At 71.9% G+C, this 17,708-nt stretch carries 19 protein-coding genes, 2 pseudogenes and 1 riboswitch; of the genes and pseudogenes, 6 read left to right on the top strand and 15 right to left on the bottom strand.

The features are described from left to right. Positions 1–293: pseudogene (locus ACLQ25_RS18675) on the top strand (hypothetical protein); the annotation flags it as partial. 390 nt (positions 294–683) lie between these two features. Here the strand turns inward: ACLQ25_RS18675 and hisG are convergent. Continuing rightward, positions 684–1,529 (bottom strand): ATP phosphoribosyltransferase, encoded by an 846-nt coding sequence (gene hisG, locus ACLQ25_RS18670; RefSeq protein ID WP_425732111.1) that lies wholly within the window; start codon positions 1,527–1,529, stop codon positions 684–686. Positions 1,530–1,574: 45 nt separating this feature from the next. Next, a complete protein-coding gene (locus ACLQ25_RS18665) occupies positions 1,575–1,838 on the bottom strand; it encodes a phosphoribosyl-ATP diphosphatase (protein ID WP_089016570.1) in 264 nt (87 codons plus the stop codon). 133 nt (positions 1,839–1,971) lie between these two features. On the opposite strand from ACLQ25_RS18665, the gene ACLQ25_RS18660 reads away from it, so the two are divergent. Genes ACLQ25_RS18660 through ACLQ25_RS18650 form a run of 3 tightly spaced genes read left to right on the top strand, consistent with a single transcriptional unit; the run spans position 1,972 to position 4,447 of the window. Beyond that, entirely contained in the window at positions 1,972–2,832 is an 861-nt protein-coding gene (locus tag ACLQ25_RS18660) for an ABC transporter substrate-binding protein (protein ID WP_425732110.1), read from the top strand. Next, a complete protein-coding gene (locus ACLQ25_RS18655; RefSeq protein ID WP_425732109.1) occupies positions 2,829–3,701 on the top strand; it encodes an amino acid ABC transporter permease in 873 nt (290 codons plus the stop codon). The genes ACLQ25_RS18660 and ACLQ25_RS18655 overlap by 4 nt, the downstream gene beginning before the upstream one ends. Before the next feature lie 2 nt (positions 3,702–3,703). After that, a complete protein-coding gene (locus ACLQ25_RS18650; protein ID WP_425732108.1) occupies positions 3,704–4,447 on the top strand; it encodes an amino acid ABC transporter ATP-binding protein in 744 nt (247 codons plus the stop codon). A 3-nt stretch (positions 4,448–4,450) separates the two neighbouring features. Here ACLQ25_RS18650 and ribH read toward each other — a convergent pair whose 3' ends face one another. The 7 genes from ribH to rpe form a co-directional block, all read right to left on the bottom strand. Then, complete coding sequence (ribH, locus tag ACLQ25_RS18645) at positions 4,451–4,951, bottom strand: 6,7-dimethyl-8-ribityllumazine synthase (RefSeq protein WP_425732117.1); 501 nt, start codon at positions 4,949–4,951, stop codon at positions 4,451–4,453. Between the two features lie 2 nt (positions 4,952–4,953). Next, positions 4,954–6,219, bottom strand: coding sequence for a bifunctional 3,4-dihydroxy-2-butanone-4-phosphate synthase/GTP cyclohydrolase II (locus tag ACLQ25_RS18640; protein ID WP_425732107.1), 1,266 nt, complete (start codon positions 6,217–6,219; stop codon positions 4,954–4,956). Further along, entirely contained in the window at positions 6,216–6,905 is a 690-nt protein-coding gene (pnuC, locus tag ACLQ25_RS18635; protein ID WP_425732106.1) for a nicotinamide riboside transporter PnuC, read from the bottom strand. The genes ACLQ25_RS18640 and pnuC overlap by 4 nt, the downstream gene beginning before the upstream one ends. Next, complete coding sequence (locus tag ACLQ25_RS18630) at positions 6,905–7,522, bottom strand: riboflavin synthase (RefSeq protein WP_425732105.1); 618 nt, start codon at positions 7,520–7,522, stop codon at positions 6,905–6,907. Before ACLQ25_RS18630 ends, pnuC begins: the two co-directional genes overlap by 1 nt. 1 nt (position 7,523) lies before the next feature. Beyond that, positions 7,524–8,585, bottom strand: a complete 1,062-nt coding sequence (gene ribD, locus ACLQ25_RS18625) for a bifunctional diaminohydroxyphosphoribosylaminopyrimidine deaminase/5-amino-6-(5-phosphoribosylamino)uracil reductase RibD (protein ID WP_425732104.1) — start codon at positions 8,583–8,585, stop codon at positions 7,524–7,526. A 158-nt stretch (positions 8,586–8,743) separates the two neighbouring features. Then, positions 8,744–8,914, bottom strand: a riboswitch (FMN riboswitch). 78 nt (positions 8,915–8,992) lie between these two features. Further along, on the bottom strand, positions 8,993–10,057 hold the full coding sequence (locus tag ACLQ25_RS18620; protein ID WP_425732103.1) for a GGDEF domain-containing response regulator: 1,065 nt from the start codon (positions 10,055–10,057) through the stop codon (positions 8,993–8,995). After that, a complete protein-coding gene (rpe, locus tag ACLQ25_RS18615) occupies positions 9,951–10,631 on the bottom strand; it encodes a ribulose-phosphate 3-epimerase (RefSeq protein ID WP_425732102.1) in 681 nt (226 codons plus the stop codon). Before rpe ends, ACLQ25_RS18620 begins: the two co-directional genes overlap by 107 nt. A 254-nt stretch (positions 10,632–10,885) precedes the next feature. On the opposite strand from rpe, the gene ACLQ25_RS18610 reads away from it, so the two are divergent. Next, a complete protein-coding gene (locus tag ACLQ25_RS18610; protein WP_425732101.1) occupies positions 10,886–11,776 on the top strand; it encodes a septum formation family protein in 891 nt (296 codons plus the stop codon). Between the two features lie 84 nt (positions 11,777–11,860). Then, positions 11,861–12,751, top strand: a complete 891-nt coding sequence (locus tag ACLQ25_RS18605) for a septum formation family protein (RefSeq protein WP_425732100.1) — start codon at positions 11,861–11,863, stop codon at positions 12,749–12,751. Between the two features lie 52 nt (positions 12,752–12,803). Here the strand turns inward: ACLQ25_RS18605 and ACLQ25_RS18600 are convergent, their stop codons facing one another. The 6 genes and pseudogenes from ACLQ25_RS18600 to ACLQ25_RS18575 form a co-directional block, all read right to left on the bottom strand. Beyond that, a complete protein-coding gene (locus tag ACLQ25_RS18600) occupies positions 12,804–14,240 on the bottom strand; it encodes an RsmB/NOP family class I SAM-dependent RNA methyltransferase (RefSeq protein WP_425732099.1) in 1,437 nt (478 codons plus the stop codon). Further along, positions 14,237–15,163 (bottom strand): methionyl-tRNA formyltransferase, encoded by a 927-nt coding sequence (gene fmt / locus ACLQ25_RS18595; protein WP_425732098.1) that lies wholly within the window; start codon positions 15,161–15,163, stop codon positions 14,237–14,239. The genes ACLQ25_RS18600 and fmt overlap by 4 nt, the downstream gene beginning before the upstream one ends. Positions 15,164–15,168: 5 nt before the next feature. After that, complete coding sequence (gene def / locus ACLQ25_RS18590; protein ID WP_425732097.1) at positions 15,169–15,726, bottom strand: peptide deformylase; 558 nt, start codon at positions 15,724–15,726, stop codon at positions 15,169–15,171. Positions 15,727–15,807: 81 nt separating this feature from the next. Beyond that, positions 15,808–16,296 (bottom strand): annotated as a pseudogene (locus ACLQ25_RS18585) (cytochrome P450); the annotation flags it as partial. Positions 16,297–16,368: 72 nt separating this feature from the next. Then, entirely contained in the window at positions 16,369–16,569 is a 201-nt protein-coding gene (locus ACLQ25_RS18580; protein WP_425732096.1) for a DUF397 domain-containing protein, read from the bottom strand. Next, positions 16,560–17,348 (bottom strand): helix-turn-helix domain-containing protein, encoded by a 789-nt coding sequence (locus tag ACLQ25_RS18575; RefSeq protein WP_425732095.1) that lies wholly within the window; start codon positions 17,346–17,348, stop codon positions 16,560–16,562. The genes ACLQ25_RS18580 and ACLQ25_RS18575 overlap by 10 nt, the downstream gene beginning before the upstream one ends. Positions 17,349–17,708 lie beyond the last annotated feature (360 nt).

The following is a 17,708-nucleotide window of genomic DNA, read 5'->3' as shown; positions in this document are numbered from 1 at the left end:
CCGCCGCCTCCGGCGCCCGCACCCACGAAGCCACCCAAGCCAAACGCCTGCACCTACCCGCCCGACTACGCCACCACAACCTCGCCATCATCTGCGACCGCATCCACACCCGCCTCGACGACCAACCCGACACCCCCACCGTCATCACCGGACGCCACGGCAACCGCCACCACCGCCTCACCCCCGCCCAACACACCGTGAACACCCTCACCAGCCGCGAACGGGCCGCCAACGAACACGCCCACGCCCACCTCAAGAACTGGCGTTTCCTCACCCGACTACGCCACGGCTGACGCCAAGACACCACCACCCTGCTACGCGCCCTACTCGTCCTCACCAACACCGAAATCAACCGCTAGGCAAACGATCAACACCGAAACTCCACCCCACCCACCAGCACCCCACCACACCAACAAGACCTGTCAACCACTCCTGAACAGCCCAAACAGGATGAGACAAGCTCCTGGATCGAGCGTGATCTTGCCGGCTCCGGGACGCCGGGACGCCGGGACGCCGGGACGCCGGGACGCCGGACACCGTCCCACGTCGCGCCGGGCGCCAGGCGGGCCTCCGTGCACCGCACCGGCGCAGGACAGCGGTGATCCACCCGAGATCGCCGAAGTAGGGGTGACCCGCGTGAGCGGACACCCCCATTTCCGCGATCTCGTGTGGATCAATACCCGTCAGAGGCGGCAGGCGTGGATGTTGGTGACCAGGATGGCGCGGGCGCCCAGGTCGTACAGCTCGTCCATGATCCGGTGCACGTCGTCGCTGAGCACCATGGCCTGCACGGCCACCCAGCCCTCGCGGTGCAACGGCGAGACCGTGGGCGACTCGATGCCGGGGGTCAACCCGCTGGCCCGGTCGAGCAGACCGGCCGGCACGTCGTAGGCGAGCATCACGTAACGGCGGGCCACCAGCACGCCGTGCAGGCGACGCAGGAGCTGCTCGGCCTGCTGGTGGGCCGGCGCGCCGGCACGGCGCACCAGCACCGCCGACGAGCGCAGCAGCGGCTCGCCGAACACGACGAGGCCCGCCTGACGCAGCGTCGCTCCGGTCTCCACCACGTCCGCGATCACGTCGGCCACCCCGAGGCGTACGGCGTTCTCCACCGCGCCGTCGAGGCGGATCACCTCGGCCTTGACGCCCGCCTCGTCGAGGTGCCGCTCGACCAGCCCCGGGTACGCGGTAGCGATCTTGTGCCCGCCCAGCTCCTGGACGGAGGCGATGTCGTCGGGGCGGGCGGCGAAGCGGAAGGTGGCCCGGCCGAAGGCGAGGTCGACGACCTCCTCGGCGGGCGCGGCCGAGTCGATCAGCAGGTCACGGCCGGTGATGCCGAGGTCGAGATCACCGGAGCCGACGTAGGTGGCGATGTCCTTGGGACGCAGGTAGAAGAATTCGACGTCGTTGGCCTCGTCCCGGCAGACGAGATCCTTGGGGTCGGTGCGCTGGCGGTAGCCCGCCTCGCGCAGCATCTGGGCGGCCGGCTCGGCCAGGGTGCCCTTGTTGGGGATGGCGACACGCAGCATGACGGAGTGCTCCTTCGATCGGTTCTGATCAACGACGGGGCGCACTCACAGATGTCGGTAGACGTCCTTGAGCTCGAGACCGCTGGCGAGCATCAGCACCTGGACCTGGTAGAGCAGTTGGGAGATCTCCTCGGCGGTGCGCTGCGGCCCCTCGTGCTCGGCGGCCATCCACGACTCGGCCGCCTCCTCGACGACCTTCTTGCCGATGAAGTGCACGCCCTTGTCCAGAGCGGCGACGGTGCCCGAGCCCGGGGTGCCGGCGGCGGCCTTGGCCTGCAGCTCGGCGAACAACTCCTCGAACGTCTTCACGGGGAACGATTCTTCCAGCCGCCGGGCCACCACCGGACGTCCGGGTCCGGCCCAACCCAGCAGGCGGACAATTCCCTATCGTCACGGTGGGAAGATCTTCGATCGATGCCCGTGGAGCTTTACGCTGTCCGCCATGGCCAGCCGCTCACGTCTTCTCGCGCTCACCCTCGTCGGCGCCGTTGTCGGCGCCGTCGCCGCCTGCGCGCCGCAGGACGAACCGACCCCCACCGTCACCGCCGCGCCGTCCTGCGTCAAGGACAGCCTGCCCACCCGTACGCCGGGCAAGCTCACCATCGCCACCGACCAGCCGGCGTACGAGCCGTGGTTCCGGCAGGACAAGCCGGAGAACGGCGAGGGCTTCGAGGCCGCCGTCGCGTACGCCGTGGCCGAGAAGCTGGGCTACGCACGGGGGGACGTCACCTGGACCCGGGTGAAGTTCGACACCGCGATCGCGCCCGGGGAGAAGACCTTCGACTTCGACATCAACCAGTTCTCGGTCACCGACGAGCGCAAGCAGGCGGTGGACTTCTCCGCGCCGTACTACCTGGTGCGGCAGACGGTCATCGCGCTCAAGTCGTCGAAGATCGCCGGCAAGAAGACCGTTGCCGACCTGAAGGGCGCCAAGCTCGGGGCCCAGGTCGGCACAACCAGCTACCAGGCGATCACCGACGTCATCAGGCCCACCGCGAAGCCGCAGGTCTACAACAGCAACGACGACGCCAAGAAGGCCCTGCAGAACGGGCAGATCGACGGTCTCGTGGTGGACCTGCCGACGGCCTTCTACATCACCGGCGCGGAGGTCACCGACGCGGTGATCGTCGGTCAGCTGCCGCGGGTCGGCGTGCCGGAGGTGTTCGGGCTGCTGCTGGACAAGAACTCGCCGCTGACCCGCTGTGTGAGCGGGGCGGTCGGTCAGCTCAGCGAGGCCGGCGCGCTGAAGGAGTTGGAGCAGAAGTGGCTCGCGCAGGTGGCGGGCGCGGCCGAGCTGACGTGACGCCGCGGGAGACCACCCCCGCCCTAGCGCCACGGGAGCACATCCCGTCGGCGGCCCAGGCGCGGCGAACGGCGTACCGACGTCGACAGACCATCTACAGCGTGCTGGTCGCGGCCGCCTCCACGGCGGCGCTCGGCACGTTGCTGGTCGTCGCGGTGACCGGCGCGCCGGGCTGGGCCCGGGTACGGGAGTCGTTCCTGGACCCGGGGATCGCCGCCGACGCGCTGCCGGCCGTGCTGGACGGGCTCTGGCTCAACGTACGGCTGCTGGTCTGCTGCGCGGCCGGAGCCCTGCTGCTGGGGCTGGTGATCGCCGTGCTGCGGACGCTGCGCGGCCCGATCTTCTTTCCGGTACGGGCGCTGGCCGCCGGCTACACGTACACGTTCCGGGGTTTACCACTGATCATCGTGCTCTACCTGCTCACCCTCGGCGTGCCGGGGTTGCGGCTGCGCGGCATGCCGTCGGTGCTGGTGCTGGGTGGGCTGGCGCTGGTGCTCACCTACGGCGGCTACCTCGCCGAGGTGTTCCGGGCCGGCATCGAGTCGGTGCACCCCAGCCAACTCGCGGCGGCGCGGTCGCTGGGCCTGACCTACCGGCAGACGATGCGGCACGTGGTGCTGCCGCAGGCCGTCCGCCGGGTGGCGCCACCACTGCTCAACGACGTGGTGGCCCTGCAGAAGGACGTCGGGCTGGTCTCGCTCGCCGGCCCGATCGACGCGGTCCGGGCCGCCCAGATCGCCACCGCCCAGACGTTCAACTACACGCCGTACATCGTGGCGGGCGTGCTGTTCGTGCTGCTCGCAATTCCGCTGATCGCGGTCACCGACTGGGTGACGCTGCGCTCGGCCCGCCGCCAGTCGGGAGGCTGACCATGACGCTGCTGCGCTGCCGGGGGCTGCGCAAGGAGTTCGCCGGCCACGTCGTGCTGGACGGGCTCGACCTGACGGTCGCCGAGCACCGGGTGGTGGCGCTGATCGGGGCGTCCGGGTCGGGCAAGTCCACGCTCCTGCGGTGCGTGAACCTCCTCGACGAGCTGGACGACGGCACGATCGAGCTGGACGGGGAGGACATCTCCGACCCTGGGGTGGACCCCGACCGGGTACGCCGGCGGATCGGCATGGTGTTCCAGGCGTACAACCTGTTTCCGCACCTGAGCGTGCTGGACAACATCACCCTCGCGCCCCGGCGCGTACACCGGCGGGCCCGCGCGGAGGCCGAGGCCCAGGCCCGCGACCTGCTCGACCGGGTGGGTCTGGGCGCGAAGGCGCACGCCTACCCGGACGCCCTCTCGGGCGGGCAGCAGCAGCGGGTGGCGATCGTCCGGGCGCTGGCGAACTCACCTCGGCTGATGCTGCTCGACGAGGTCACCTCGGCGCTGGACCCGGAACTCGTCGGCGAGGTGCTGACGATGATCCGGGACCTGAAGGCCGACGGGATGACCATGGTGCTGGCCACCCACGAGATGGGCTTCGCCCGGGAGGTCGCCGACGAGGTGTGCTTCCTCGACGCGGGGCGCGTCGTCGAGAGCGGCCCGCCGGAGCAGGTGCTCGGCGAGCCGACGCAGCCCCGTACCCGACAGTTCCTGCGCCGGATCATCGAGGCCGGTCGGCTCTGACGGTCAGCCGGCGAAGCCGACCCGCTGCGCGTTGCCCGCCGCCACCGTCCGCACGGCCAGCGCGGCGTCGAGCGCCGCGACGGTCGCCGCCCAGCCCTTGTCCTCCGCGGAGCCGGGCAGCCCGGCCCGGTCCTGGGCCTGCTCGATGGTCTCCACGGTGAGCACACCGTGCGCGACCGGCTTGCCCTCGTCCAGCGCCACCCGGGTCAGCCCGTCGGTGACCGATCGGCACACGTAGTCGAAGTGGGCGGTCGCGCCGCGCACGACCACGCCGAGCGCGACCACCACGTCGCAGCGGCGCGCGAGGGCCTGGGCGACGACGGGCAGCTCGACCGAGCCGGCGACGCGGGCGACCACGGAGCGCGCGCCGCACGCCTCGGCGGCCGCGACCGCGCGCTCCAGCATGTGGTCGGTCAGATCACCGTGCCAGCGCGCGGCCACCACGCCGACGGTCAGCCCCGCCGCGTCCACCGCGTCGACTCCCGGCTCACCGAAACCCGCCATCGTCATGCTCCGATCTCGTCGTTGGCGACCGGACGCCCCAGCGGCGCCTCGGACACCTCGTCCAACTCGTCCAGCAGGTGACCCATCCGGTCCCGCTTGGTGCGCAGGTAGCGCAGGTTCTCCGGGTGAGCGCCGGCCGGCAGGCCCTCGCGGCCGGTGATGGTGAGCCCGTAGCCCTCCAGCCCGGCCCGCTTGGCCGGGTTGTTGGTGAGCAGTCGCATCGAGCGCACGCCCAGGTCGTACAGGATCTGCGCGCCGGTGCCGTAGTCGCGGGCGTCGGCCGGCAGGCCCAGGTCGAGGTTGGCGTCCACGGTGTCGCGGCCCTGGTCCTGCAACTGGTACGCCTGGAGCTTGTGCAGCAGCCCGATGCCGCGCCCCTCGTGGCCGCGCATGTAGAGCACCACGCCCCGGCCCTCGTGGGCGACCCGGGCCAGCGCGGCGTCCAACTGCGGCCCGCAGTCGCAGCGCAGCGAGCCGAACACGTCCCCGGTCAGGCATTCGGAGTGCACCCGGACCAGCACGTCCCGGCCGTCGCCGAGGTCACCAATGACCATGGCGACGTGCTCGGCCGGGTCGTGCTCGGCGCGGTAGCCCAGCGCGCGGAACACCCCGTGCCGGGTGGGCATCCGGGCCTCGGCCACCATCTCGACCTGCTTCTCGGTCCGCCGTCGGTAGGCGATCAGGTCGGCGATGGTGATCAGGACGAGGCCGTGTTCGGCGGCGAACTTCTCCAGGTCCGGCAACCGCATCATGGTGCCGTCGTCGTTGACCAGCTCGCAGAGCACACCCGCCGGACGCAGCCCGGCGAGCCGGGTCAGGTCGATCGCCGCCTCGGTGTGCCCGGGCCGGCGCAGCACCCCACCCTCGCGGGCGCGCAGCGGCACCACATGCCCGGGACGCGCCAGGTCCGTCGGGTCGGTGGCCGCTCCGGCGAGCAGTCGGATGGTGTGCGCGCGGTCGGCCGCTGAGATGCCGGTGCTGACGCCCTCCCGGGCGTCGACGGTCACCGTGTACGCGGTGCCACGCCGGTCCTGGTTGGTGTGGTGCATGGGCGGCAGGTCGAGCCGGTCGGCCTCGCTCTCGGTCAACGGCACGCAGACGTACCCCGAGGTGTAGCGCACCATGAACGCCATCAGCTCCGGCGTGGCCAGCTCGGCCGCGAAGATCAGGTCGCCCTCGTTCTCCCGGTCGGCGTCGTCGACCACGACGACCGGCCGTCCGGCCGCGATCTCGGCGATCGCCTCGTCGATACTCCCGAAACTGGTCACGCGACGGCCTCCGTGTAGGTGGGCGGGAGCGCGGTGGCCGGGCGGGTGGCGCGCGACGTGTGCCACCAGGCGGCGAAGCCCCAGGCGCAGAGGGCGCCGTAGATCAGGTACATGACCGCCGACGGGTAGAACCCGCCGCGCAGCAGCAGCGGCACGCCGACGGCGTCCACCGCGATCCACACCAGCCAGAACTCGACCCAGCCGCGGGCCATGCCGTAGGTGGCGAGCAGACTGCCGGTGAGGATCCAGGCGTCCGGCAGCGGGCCCCAGGAGCCCAGCGCCTTGAGCAGCGGGTACGCCGCGGCGGTGCCGACGACGGCGGCCAGCAGCAGGGCGAGCCGTTCCCGGCCGGTGGCCCAGCGCGGCAGCACCGCGGCGTGCTGGGCGTCGGCCCGACGGTTGCGCTGCCAGCGCCACCAGCCGTAGACACTCACCGCGAAGAAGAAGACCTGCCGGCCGGCCTGCCCGTACAGGTCGTGGGCCTGCGGGGTGACGAATACGCCGCCGAGGAAGACGGTGAACAGCAGCGCGTTCCCGATCATGCCGACCGGCCAGGCCCAGACCAGCCGGCGCAGCCCGAGCAGCGCCGAGAAAAGGCCGAACGCGTTGCCGACGATCTCCCGGACCAGCACCGGCGAGCCGGCCACCTGCACCTGGGCGTCGAGGAGCCAGCCGACGGCGCTCATCAGGCCACCTCGCCGGTCTCGGCGAGCCGACTGCCCAGCAGCCGCTCGACGTACTTGGCCACCACGTCGACCTCGAGGTTGACCGGGTCACCGACGCCCTTCGCGCCGAGGGTGGTCAGCTTGAGGGTGGTCGGGATGAGCCCGACGGCGAACTCGTCGACGCCGACGGCCGCCACGGTCAGCGACACGCCGTCGATCGTGATCGAGCCCTTCTCCACCACGTACCGCGACAGGTCGGCGGGGAGCCGGAACCGCACGGTCTCCCACTGCTCGGCCGGTTCGCGGGAGATCAGCTCGCCGACACCGTCGACGTGACCCTGCACGAGGTGCCCGCCGAGGCGGCTGCCCAGCGCGGCGGCCCGTTCCAGGTTGACCGGGTCGCCCGCGTGCAGCGCGCCCAGCGCGGAGCGGCGCAGGGTCTCGCCCATGACGTCGGCGGTGAAGACGCCGTCCGCCGCGTCCACGACGGTCAGGCAGACACCGTTGACGGCGATGGAATCACCGTGCCGGGCGTCGGAGGTGACGAGCGGGCCTCGCACGGCGATCAGCGCGGAATCACCCGCCGTGGCCGTGACGCGCACGATCTCGCCCAATTCCTCGACAATGCCGGTGAACATGTCAGCCCTCCCTCTTTCGGGGCAAAGCGGTGATCCGGAGATCCGGACCGACCTGCGTAACGTCGACGAGCTCCAGATCGATGGCCTCAGCGATGGTCGTCACTCCCGCGTCGACCAGGGCGGTGGGGCCGGCGCCGAGCAGCCGTGGCGCGACGTACCCGACGATCTTGTCCACCAGGCCGGCGGCGAGGAACGCGCCGGCCAGCCGGGGCCCACCCTCCAGCAGCACCGCGCGCACACCGCGCTGGTGCAGCGCCGCGAGCAGCGCCGGCAGGTCGACCCGGCCGTCCTTGCCCGCGCCGACCTCGGCGGCGGTCGCGATCCACATCCGCGCGGCGCCGTCGCGGACCCGGGCGTCCACCGGGGTACGCCCCGAGCTGTCCACCACGACCCGCAGCGGCTGCCGGATGGCCAGGCTGCCGTCGCGCAGGTTGCGGGCGGTCAGGCGCGGATCGTCGGCCAGCACCGTGCCCACCCCGGCGATGACCGCGTCGACAGTGCCACGCAGCGCGTGCACGTCGATCCGGGCCGCCTCCGAGGTGATCCACATGCTGGTGCCGTCCTCGGCGGCGGACCGGCCGTCGAGGGTGGCGGCGTACTTCCAGATGACGTACGGCCAGCCCCGGCGCATCGAGGTCAGCCAGGCCACGTTGCCGGCCTCGGCCTCCTCGCCGCGTACTCCCAGGTCCACCTGGACCCCGGCGGAGCGCAACGTGGCGGCGCCGCCGGAGGCCACCGGGTTGGGGTCGGGTACGGCGATGACCACCCGGCCCACGCCGGCCTGGACCAGCGCGGTGCTACAGGGGCCGGTGCGGCCGGTGTGGTCACAGGGTTCCAGAGTGACGACCGCCGCGCCGCCCTTGGCCCGCTGGCCGGCCTGGGCCAGCGCGACGATCTCGGCGTGCGGTCCGCCCGCGTACGCGTGGAAGCCCTCGCCCACGACCTGGCCGTCCGCGTCGAGCAGCACGCACCCGACCACCGGGTTGGGGCTGGTGGTGCCCAGCCCGCGCGCCGCCAGCTCGATCGCACGCCGCATCGCCTCGTCGACGGAGACGCTGGCCATCGCCCTGTCCTGCCCTCTCACTCGCCTCATCGCGCGGGCGGTCAGGGAGGCGGTATGGACCGCGGTCAGGCGGCGGCGGATTCCGGGTACGGCACAGCCGCCCCGGGAGGGCGGCACGGCACGCTGAAGCCAGCGGCCGGCTCGGACCCGTCCGTCCCGCGCGCTGTCTCCCATCCGGACTGTCTGGGCGCGAACGAGCCGCCCCCAACCGTCGGCCCCGGATTTTCACCAGGTCCACCGGGCGGCAGAGCCGTCCGGGTCGCGGGCTGACCACGGTTGGACCGTGGATCACCGCCGGTTCGGAATTTCACCGAGTCCCGCCAGCGCGTGGTGGGTACTTCGCAGTCTTACACGCCGAACCCGGCGTGTCGTTATTGAGGCGAGCTACTTCACAGCGGGATCACGCGTCAGGTGACGCCGCGCCGCCGGTCCACGGCGACGTACGACCCCGGTTGGCTCTTGGCGACCGTCTTCATCTCCGAGGCCACCGCGATGGCCTCGAGCGGGTCGGTGAACCGCTTGCCGGCGTCGGACAGCGAGACGCCGATCGAGAGCGTGACCAGGGCCGCCCGGCGGACGTTGCCGCGCCGGTCCTTCAGCTCGACGAAGCCGCGCTCACGGTCGGTCGCGTCGTAGAGCGTGTCGGCGGACTTCTCGAAGTCGACCACCGCCCGGGAGGTGAGCGGGCGGACCTGGTCGGGCGCGCAGACGATCACGAAGTCGTCGCCACCGACGTGGCCCAGGAAGGCCGGCGGCAGCCCTACCGCCACCACGGCCCGGTGCAGGCTGCGGGCCAGGGCGGAGATGAAGTCGTCGCCCCGGACGAAGCCGTACCGGTCGTTGACGCTCTTGAACCGGTCGATGTCGATGTAGCCGACCGCGTAGTCCACCCCCTGCCGGACCCGGTCGCTGATCTCCCGCCGGATGCGACTGTTGCCGGGCAGTCCGGTGAGCGGGGACACCTCCCGGAACTCCTTGTTGCGCCGCAGCGTCGAGGAGACCCGGGCCACCAGCTCGGCGGTGTCGAACGGTTTGACCAGGTAGTCGTCCGCGCCCGCGCTGAGCCCGTGGACCTTGTCCACGGTCATCCCCTTGGCCGTCAGCATGATCACCGGCAGGGCGGAGGTCATCGGGTCGGCGCGCAGCCGCCGGGTCAGCTCCAGCCCGTCGACGCGGGGCATCATGAGGTCGACCACGGCCAGGTCCGGCCGCTGGCGCTCGATGACATCGAGGGCCTCCTGACCGTCGCTGGCGTGGATCACCTCGAAGCCGTGCAACCGCAGGTTGAACTCGACGAACCGGGCGATGTCCTCGTCGTCGTCGACGACGAGGATGACGTCCTTGCGGTCGGCCTCGGGCTCCACCTCAGGCCTCGGGCGCCGCGCGTTCCGCCAGCGCCCGCAGGTGCCGTACCGCCTCCGCCGGGTCGGCGGCGCCGTAGACGGCGGTGCCGGCCACGAACGCGTCGGCACCGGCCGCGGCCGCCTGCTCGATGGTGTCGGCGGCGATCCCGCCGTCCACCTCGATGCGCAGTTCCAGGTGCCCGGCGTTCACGTGCCGACGGGCGGCGCGGACCTTGTCCAGCAACTGCGGGATGAACCGCTGCCCGCCGAAGCCCGCCTTGATCGTCATGATCAACAGGGTGTCGAAGCTGGGCAGCAGGTCCAGGTACGGCTCGATCGGGGTGTCCCGGTCGATGGCCAGTCCGGCCTTCGCGCCGGCCGAACGCAGGTCCTTGGCCAGGGCCACCGGGTCGTCGGCCGCCTCGACGTGGAACGTGACGTTGTACGCCCCGGCGTCGGCGTACCCCGGGGCCCACCGACGCGGGTCGGAGATCATCAGATGGACGTCGAACGGCATCGTGGTGGCGGCCCGCAGGCTCTGCACCACGGGCAGCCCGATGGTCAGGTTGGGCACGAAATGGTTGTCCATCACGTCCACGTGCAACCAGTCCGCGGCGTCCTCGACGGCACGGACCTCTTCGGCGAGGTGAGCGAAATCGGCGGCCAGGATGCTCGGCGCGACGATTGGCGGCGGTACGGTCACGGGGCCAGTGTACGAACGCGGCCACCCGCCGCCCGCAGCACGGCACCAACTCCGACACGCTGTGATCCAGCAGTGACCAGTAGTGCAGAATAAGCCGGTCCGGATCCTCGAATCCCGACGAACAGACATCAGTGGCTGGCCGATCGACCCAAACGCGACGACACTCCAAGCGGGACGGTGCCGTAGGCTGCACGCCCGCCGGGGTCGCGCCACGGGGCGCGGCGACCGGTCGCCAGCTCCCGGGAGGGCGGACGATGCGACGGTGGCTTGCAGCGCTGGCGCTGGTCGGCGTCACGACGATGCTGCTGTCCGGCTGCGCGCCGGCACGCGGCGCGGACGGTGATCTCACCGACGACTGGCCGGACCTGCGGGTTCCCCGACCGTTCACCCCGGCCACCGACACCTGCCTGCCCCGGATCACCGCGGTCGTGCAGGCCAGCACGTACGAGACCGTCGACTGCGCCCGCAGCCACCTCGCCGAGGCGATCCACGTCGGCACGTTCACCGGCCCGGCCGCGCGGGCCGGCGCCCGGCCGGGCCCGGGTTCGACCGCGCTGCGCGCGGCCCGCGCCGAGTGCGACCAGCGGGCCCGGGACGTGCTCGGCGGCGACTGGCACACGGCCCGGCTCACCCTGACGCTCTCGCTGCCCACGGCACCGGCGTGGACCGGCGGCGCACGCTGGTTCCGCTGCGACCTCAGCGAGACCGACAGCATCGACAACACCCGCCCGGTGAACCGCGTCGGCAGCCTGCGTGGCGCGCTGATCGGCGACAGCCCGCTGACCCACCGCTGTTTCGACCCCAAACTGATCGGTGACAACCTCAACTACATGGCCCCGGTGCTCTGCACCGAGCCGCACCGCGCCGAGTTCGTCGGCGTCTACGAGGAGAAGGACCTGAGCTGGGCGGCCTTCACCCGCTCCGGCGAGCAGGCGCACCGGCGCTGCATGGCGCTGATCGCCGCGTACGTGGCCGTGCCCAACAACAGCGAGCTGCCGTACCGGGCCGGGTCCATCTACTACCCACCGTCGCAACGGGAGTGGGAGGAGGGCGACCGTGGGGTGCGCTGTTTCCTGTGGAGCGACGACCGGAAACTCACCCGTTCGATGCGCGGCGCCGGCCCCGAGGGACTACCCGCGATCTGAGCTACGGTGCCGTATGCTGCTGCGCCGTGGCGTTACCGGCCGGCTGGAGGTCGTCCGGAGGTCACCGGCGGCGGGAGGTCGAAGATGCGACGGTGGTTGACGGCGATTGCCGGGGGCGCGGCGGTGGCCCTGGCCCTCACCGGCTGTGGCACGCCCACCGGAGTTGACCGGAACCTCACCGACGACTGGCCGGCGCCCGTGGCGGCGCAGCAGTTCGTTCCCGCGGCCGGTGTCTGCCACCACTCCTCCCAGCAGGTCGGCTTCCTCAGCGGCTACAACCCGATGGAGTGCAGCGAGGCGCACCGGGTGGAGACCATCCACGTCGGCACGCTCACCGGTCCCGGCGCGGAGCGCGGCACCACCCCACCCCCCGGCTCCGAGGGCATGCGGGCCGCACAGGCCGGCTGCGAGAAGGAGGTCACCAAGGCGGTCGGCGGCGACTGGCGCTCCGGACGCCTGGGACTGACCGTCGTGCTGCCGTCCGCGCCCGCCTGGGCCGGCGGCGCCCGCTGGTACCGCTGCGACATCACCGAGATCGCCAGCATCGACGACACCGCCGTCGACCTGCGCACCGGCAGTCTGCGGGGCGCGCTGACCGGCGCGGCCCCGCTGGCCTACCGCTGCTTCAACCCGAAGCTGGTCAAGGACGACATCGAGGCGATGACGCCGGTGTCCTGCACGGCGAAGCACCACGCCGAGTTCGTCGGGATCTGGCGGGCCCCGGACATCAGCTACGCGGAGTTCAACCGCACCACCAAGCGCACCCACCGGGCGTGCCAGTCGGTCACCGCCAAGTACGCCAAGGTGCCGGACGACTCCAAGCTCGACTTCCGCGCCGGGACGATCTACTACCAGCCGTACGAGCAGGAGTGGAAGAACGGCAACCGCGGGGTGCAGTGCTTCCTGTGGATCAGCGACCGGAACCTGACCCGCTCGATGCGCAACGCCGGCGACAAGGGCCTCCCGGTCACCTGACCTGTCCGTCGTACCGCCCCCGGCCCCGTCTCGGGCCGGGGGCGTCGTCGCGTCAGCCCTTGCGCAGGACGGCGAGGAACATCGCGTCGGTGCCGTGCCGGTGCGGCCACAGCTGCACGGTGGGGCCGTCACCCAGGCCGGGCATACCGGCCGGCAGCAACGGTCGGGCGTCGACGAAGTCCACCGCCACGCCGCTGCGGCGGGCCGCCTCGGTGACCGTCACGTGGGTCTCCACCGTGTGCGGCGAGCAGGTCACGTAGGCGACCAACCCGCCCGGCCGGACCGCCCGCAGCGCGGCGCCCAGCAGCTCGCGTTGCAGCCGGGTCAGCGGCGGCAGGTCCGACGGCTGCCGCCGCCAGCGCGACTCGGGACGCCGGCGCAGCGAGCCCAGCCCGGTGCACGGCGCGTCCACCAGCACCCGGTCGAAGTGGCCCTCCGGCAGCTTCGGGTCCGCGCCGACGTCACGACCGTCCATCGCGAGCACGGTCACCGGCAGGCCCCGGGTCGCCTGGGACACCAGCCGGGCCCGGTGCTCGGCCACCTCCACGGCGGTCAGGCGGGCGCCCCGCTGCGCGGCCAGCGCGCCGAGCAACCCGGCCTTTCCGCCGGGACCGGCGCACAGGTCCAACCAGCGCCCGTCCGGGCCGTCCAGCGGCGCGTCGGCGAGCCCGACGGCCACCAGTTGGGAGCCCTCGTCCTGGACGTGGGCGCGGCCGTCGACCACCGCCGCCACGTCGCCCGGGGCGCCGCCCGGCAGATATACGGCGTACGGGGAGAAGGCGCCGGGCGCCCCGCCGACCGCATCGGCCAGCTCGACCGGATCGATCAACCCGGGTCGGGCGCACAGGTGCACCGGAGGACGCTCGTTGTCCTCGATCAGGAGTCGGGCCGTCTCGCCCAGGTCACCGCCGAGCGTCTCGGAGAAGGCCCGCACGATCCACTGCGGGTGGCTGTAGGCCAGCGACAGGTGCCCGACCGGGTCGGTCTCGATCGGCGGCGCGAGCTTGGCCACCCACCCGTCGATGTCACGGGTCGACACCTCGCGCAGCACCGCGTTGGCGAACCCGGCCGCGCCCGGCGCGACCGAGCGGACCAGGTCCACGGTCGACGACACGGCCGCGTGCGGGGGCACCCGCGTGTGCAGGAGCTGGTACGCCCCGATCCGCAGCGCGTCGCGTGCCGGCGGGTCGATCCGGGCCACGTCCCGGCCGGCCGCGTCGCTGAGGATCGCGTCCAGGGTGCCGAGATGGCGCAGGGTGCCGTAGGTCAGTTCGGTGGCGAAGGCGGCGTCCCGGCCGAACAGCCCCTCCTCGCGCAGGATGATGGGCAGCACCAGGTTGGCGAACGCGTCGTCGCGGTGCACCGCCGCCACCGCCTCGTACGCGGCGCGGCGCGGTCGGTCCATCGGTGGCCGGGCCGGTCGACGATCCCCGCCCCGATCGGCCCACGAGCCGGAGCGCGTCGGGCGGGTTCCCTCCGGTGCCGTCACGCGAATTCCTCTCCAGTGCCGACCCGGACGCCGCGCGCCCAGTCGGTGGCCGCCATGGCCCGCTTGCCCGCGGCACGGACCTCGCCGAGGCGCACCGGCCCGGTCGCCGTACCGGCCAGCACCCGCGTCTTCTCCACCAGCAACTCCCCCGGCTTCAGCTCGGGGCCGTCGGGCACCGGGACGACCGGACCGAGCTTCACCCGCTCGTCGCGGAAGGTCGTCCACGCGCCGGGCGCCGGGGTGCAGGCGCGGATGCGCCGGTCCACCGCGAAGGCCGGGTCGCCCCAGCGGACCCGGGCGTCCTCCACGGTCAGCTTCGGCGCGAGGGACACCCCGTCGGCCGGCTGCGGCTCGGCGCGGGCGGTGCCGTCGGCGATCGCGTCGAGCACGGCCACGAGCAGCCCCGCGCCACTGTCGGCGAGGCGTTCCAGCAGGTCGCCGGAGGTGTCGCCAGGACGGATCTCGTCGGTCAGGGTGCCGTAGACGGGCCCGGTGTCCAGGCCCTGCTCCAGCTCGAAGACGCTGGCCCCGGTCAGCTCGTCGCCGTGCAGCACCGCGTGCTGCACGGGTGCGGCACCCCGCCAGGCCGGCAGCAGCGAGAAGTGCAGGTTGATCCAGCCGTGGCGGGGGATCTCCAGCGCGGACGGCGGCACCAGCGCGCCGTAGGCCACCACCGGCACGCAGTCCGGGGAGAGCGCGCGCAGTCGGTCGAGGAACTCCGGGTCGCGGGGACGGGCCGGCGTGAGCACCTCCACGCCGTGCTCGTCGGCCCACACGCCGACCGGGGAGCGGGACAGGCCCCTCCCCCGTCCGGCGGGCGCGTCGGGTCGGGTGACGACGGCGACCAGTTCGTGCTGGGAGGCCGCGACGGCGGCCAGGGCCGGTACGGCCACCGCCGGAGTGCCGGCGAAGATCACGCGCATCCGGGTCACCGACCCAGACCGAAGGGGTCGCTGATGTGCGGGCTCAGCTTGACCGTGGGCGGGGCCGAACCGTCGTACCACTCGGCCTCGCGGATCGCCTTCATGGCCTCCTTGCGCCCCTGCGCGTCCAGTCGGTCCAGGAAGAGCACCCCGTCGAGGTGGTCGGTCTCGTGCTGTACGCAGCGCGCCATCAGGCCGCTGCCGACGATCTGCATCGGGTCGCCGAACGAGCTGAAGCCCTTGGCGACGACGTTCTGCCGACGCTTGGTGTCGAAGTAGAGCCCGGGGATCGACAGGCAGCCCTCCGGGCCGTCCTGCTCCTCCTCGTCGGGGAACTCCAGCACCGGGTTGATCAGGTGCCCGAGCACGTCGTCGACGTCGAAGGTGAACACCCGCAGGCTCACACCGAGCTGCGGGGCGGCCAGACCGGCGCCGTTCTGCTCCCGCATCGTGTCGGTGAGGTCGGCGACGAGCCGACGTAGCTCGGCGTCGAAGGTGACCACCGGATCGGCCGGCGTGCGCAGCACCGGATCCCCAAAAAGACGGATGGGCTGGACGGTCACGCGGGACGGCTCCTTCGTCGGACGGGCGGGCGGTGCCGTACCAGTCTACGGAGTGCCCGGCAGCGCTCCGGCCGGCGTACCTCAATCGGCCACCGCCGGTGTGTCCCGTGTCACCAGCAGGCTCTCGTAGCCGCGCAGGGTCAGCCGGGTCCGGTGCCGGGGCGACCCGGCCAGGGCCAGCTCGGGCAGCCGGCGCAGCAGCAGCGGGAACGCCAGCTGCGCCTCCAGCCGGACCAGGCCGGCGCCGAGAAAGTAGTGCGGGCCGACACCGAAGGACAGTGGGTGCGCCTGCTCACGGGCGGGATCGAAACGCTCCGGGTCGGCGAAGCGGCGGGGGTCGCGGTTGGCCGCGCCGAGCAGCAGCAGCGCCGTGCTGCCAGCCGGCAGGTCGAGCCCGCCGCAGCGCACCGGTGCCGTGCTGGTCCGGGTGGTGAGCTGCACCGGGGAGTCGTAGCGCAGCAGTTCCTCGACGTACGCCGGGACGAGCCTGGGGTCGGCGCGCAGCGCGTCGGCGGACTCGGGGTGGCGCAGCAGCACGACGAGGCCGTTGCCGAGCAGATTGGTCATGGTCCGTTCCAGCGTCCCTAGCCTGGACGTGCGAGAGCCCCCGACGTCTGCCGAGGGCTCTCGTGCGTTGCCTACTCAGCCCACCGGGCCGATGGCCTTCGCGAGGTTGACGAATCCCTGCCATGCTGCCGGTCCGAAGGCCAGCGTTCCGCCGTCACGGTCCTTGGTGTCGCGAACCAGGACAGTGCCGGGCAGGTTATCTGCGACCTCTACGCAAGATCCACCGTTCGACGACGAGTAAGACGACTTGCGCCACAGCGCGGCCTTCACGTCCATGTCTCCGCTACTTCCTTGAGAAGGTCTAGGGATTGCCAGCGCGGGAGCGCCAGACCTCGAACGGTCTCCCACGTCACTCCAAGGCTAGCAATGTCCTCGGCACGTCCCACGATCTGCGCGTCGAGCTGATTGTCGGCGTGGCCGAAGCGAACCGCCCCCGGCAGCTCCGCGAGGATGAACGCGCCCGCTAGCCCCGGGTACATACCAAGCGATGCGGGCACGATGTGCAAGTGGATTCTCGGCCGCTCGGCGCATTCGGTTAGGTGTGCTAGCTGCTCGGCCATGATCGCGCGTCCACCGCATGCTCGGCGGATGACCATTTCATCGAGCACAACGAAGAGCTGTGGCGGTTCTTCCCTGGCGAGTATGTCTTGCCGCTGAAGGCGCGAGGTGACCCGCTGATCGACGGCAGCAGGGGCCAGCGACCCGGCCAACGTCGCCCGCGCGTACGCCTCCGTCTGGAGTAGACCTGGCACGTATGCCGGCTCATACCACCGCAGTGTTAGCGCCTCGCGCTCGACTTCGAGCCATTCGCGCAGCCACGTCGGCGCTGCCCCGTCCTTCACGAGGTCGTCCCACATCCGTACAAGCCGCCCGCCGGCTTCTACGGCGTCGTCTATGAGCTTGACCAGATCGGGCGTCAGCGGCGCACGGCCCGTCTCGATGGCGCTGACTTTTTGCGCTGAGAAGTGGATGCGCTCGCCTACGGCGTCCTGAGTAAGGTTCGCGGCGGTTCGGGCGAGGCGTAATTCACGCAGCAGGAATTCGTATGGCGACATGCTCACGGAATCCTCGCCCTCTCTCCTCTTGGCTAGATCAACTCCCGCATGCCCTTGTCCCTTGCTGACAGTCCCTAGACGACAGCGGGGAGTGTTCCGAGCCTAGGCCGCTTCACGCAGAGTGTCACTAACAGGACCGCTTACGGAGATCGGGCCGGGGGCGGAACTGGCTGGGGCCGCCTCGGGCGGGTGGTGTCGGGGTGGCCCCCTCCGACGACAACACGAGAGGAGTCATCGTGCGCTTCAAGTTCTGGCGCAGCGAACCTGCCCCGAAAGTGCCTGTGCTGCGGCCTGCCCCGCGACTTCCGGCCTGGGCCACAGCGCACACCGAGGCGTTTCGGGTGGACGAGGTCGGCCGGG

This window comes from Micromonospora sp. DT44, from assembly GCF_049841635.1.
Taxonomy (GTDB): domain Bacteria; phylum Actinomycetota; class Actinomycetes; order Mycobacteriales; family Micromonosporaceae; genus Micromonospora.
Note: the sequence above shows the minus strand (reverse complement) of the source record. Positions and strands in the feature narration are given on the sequence as shown.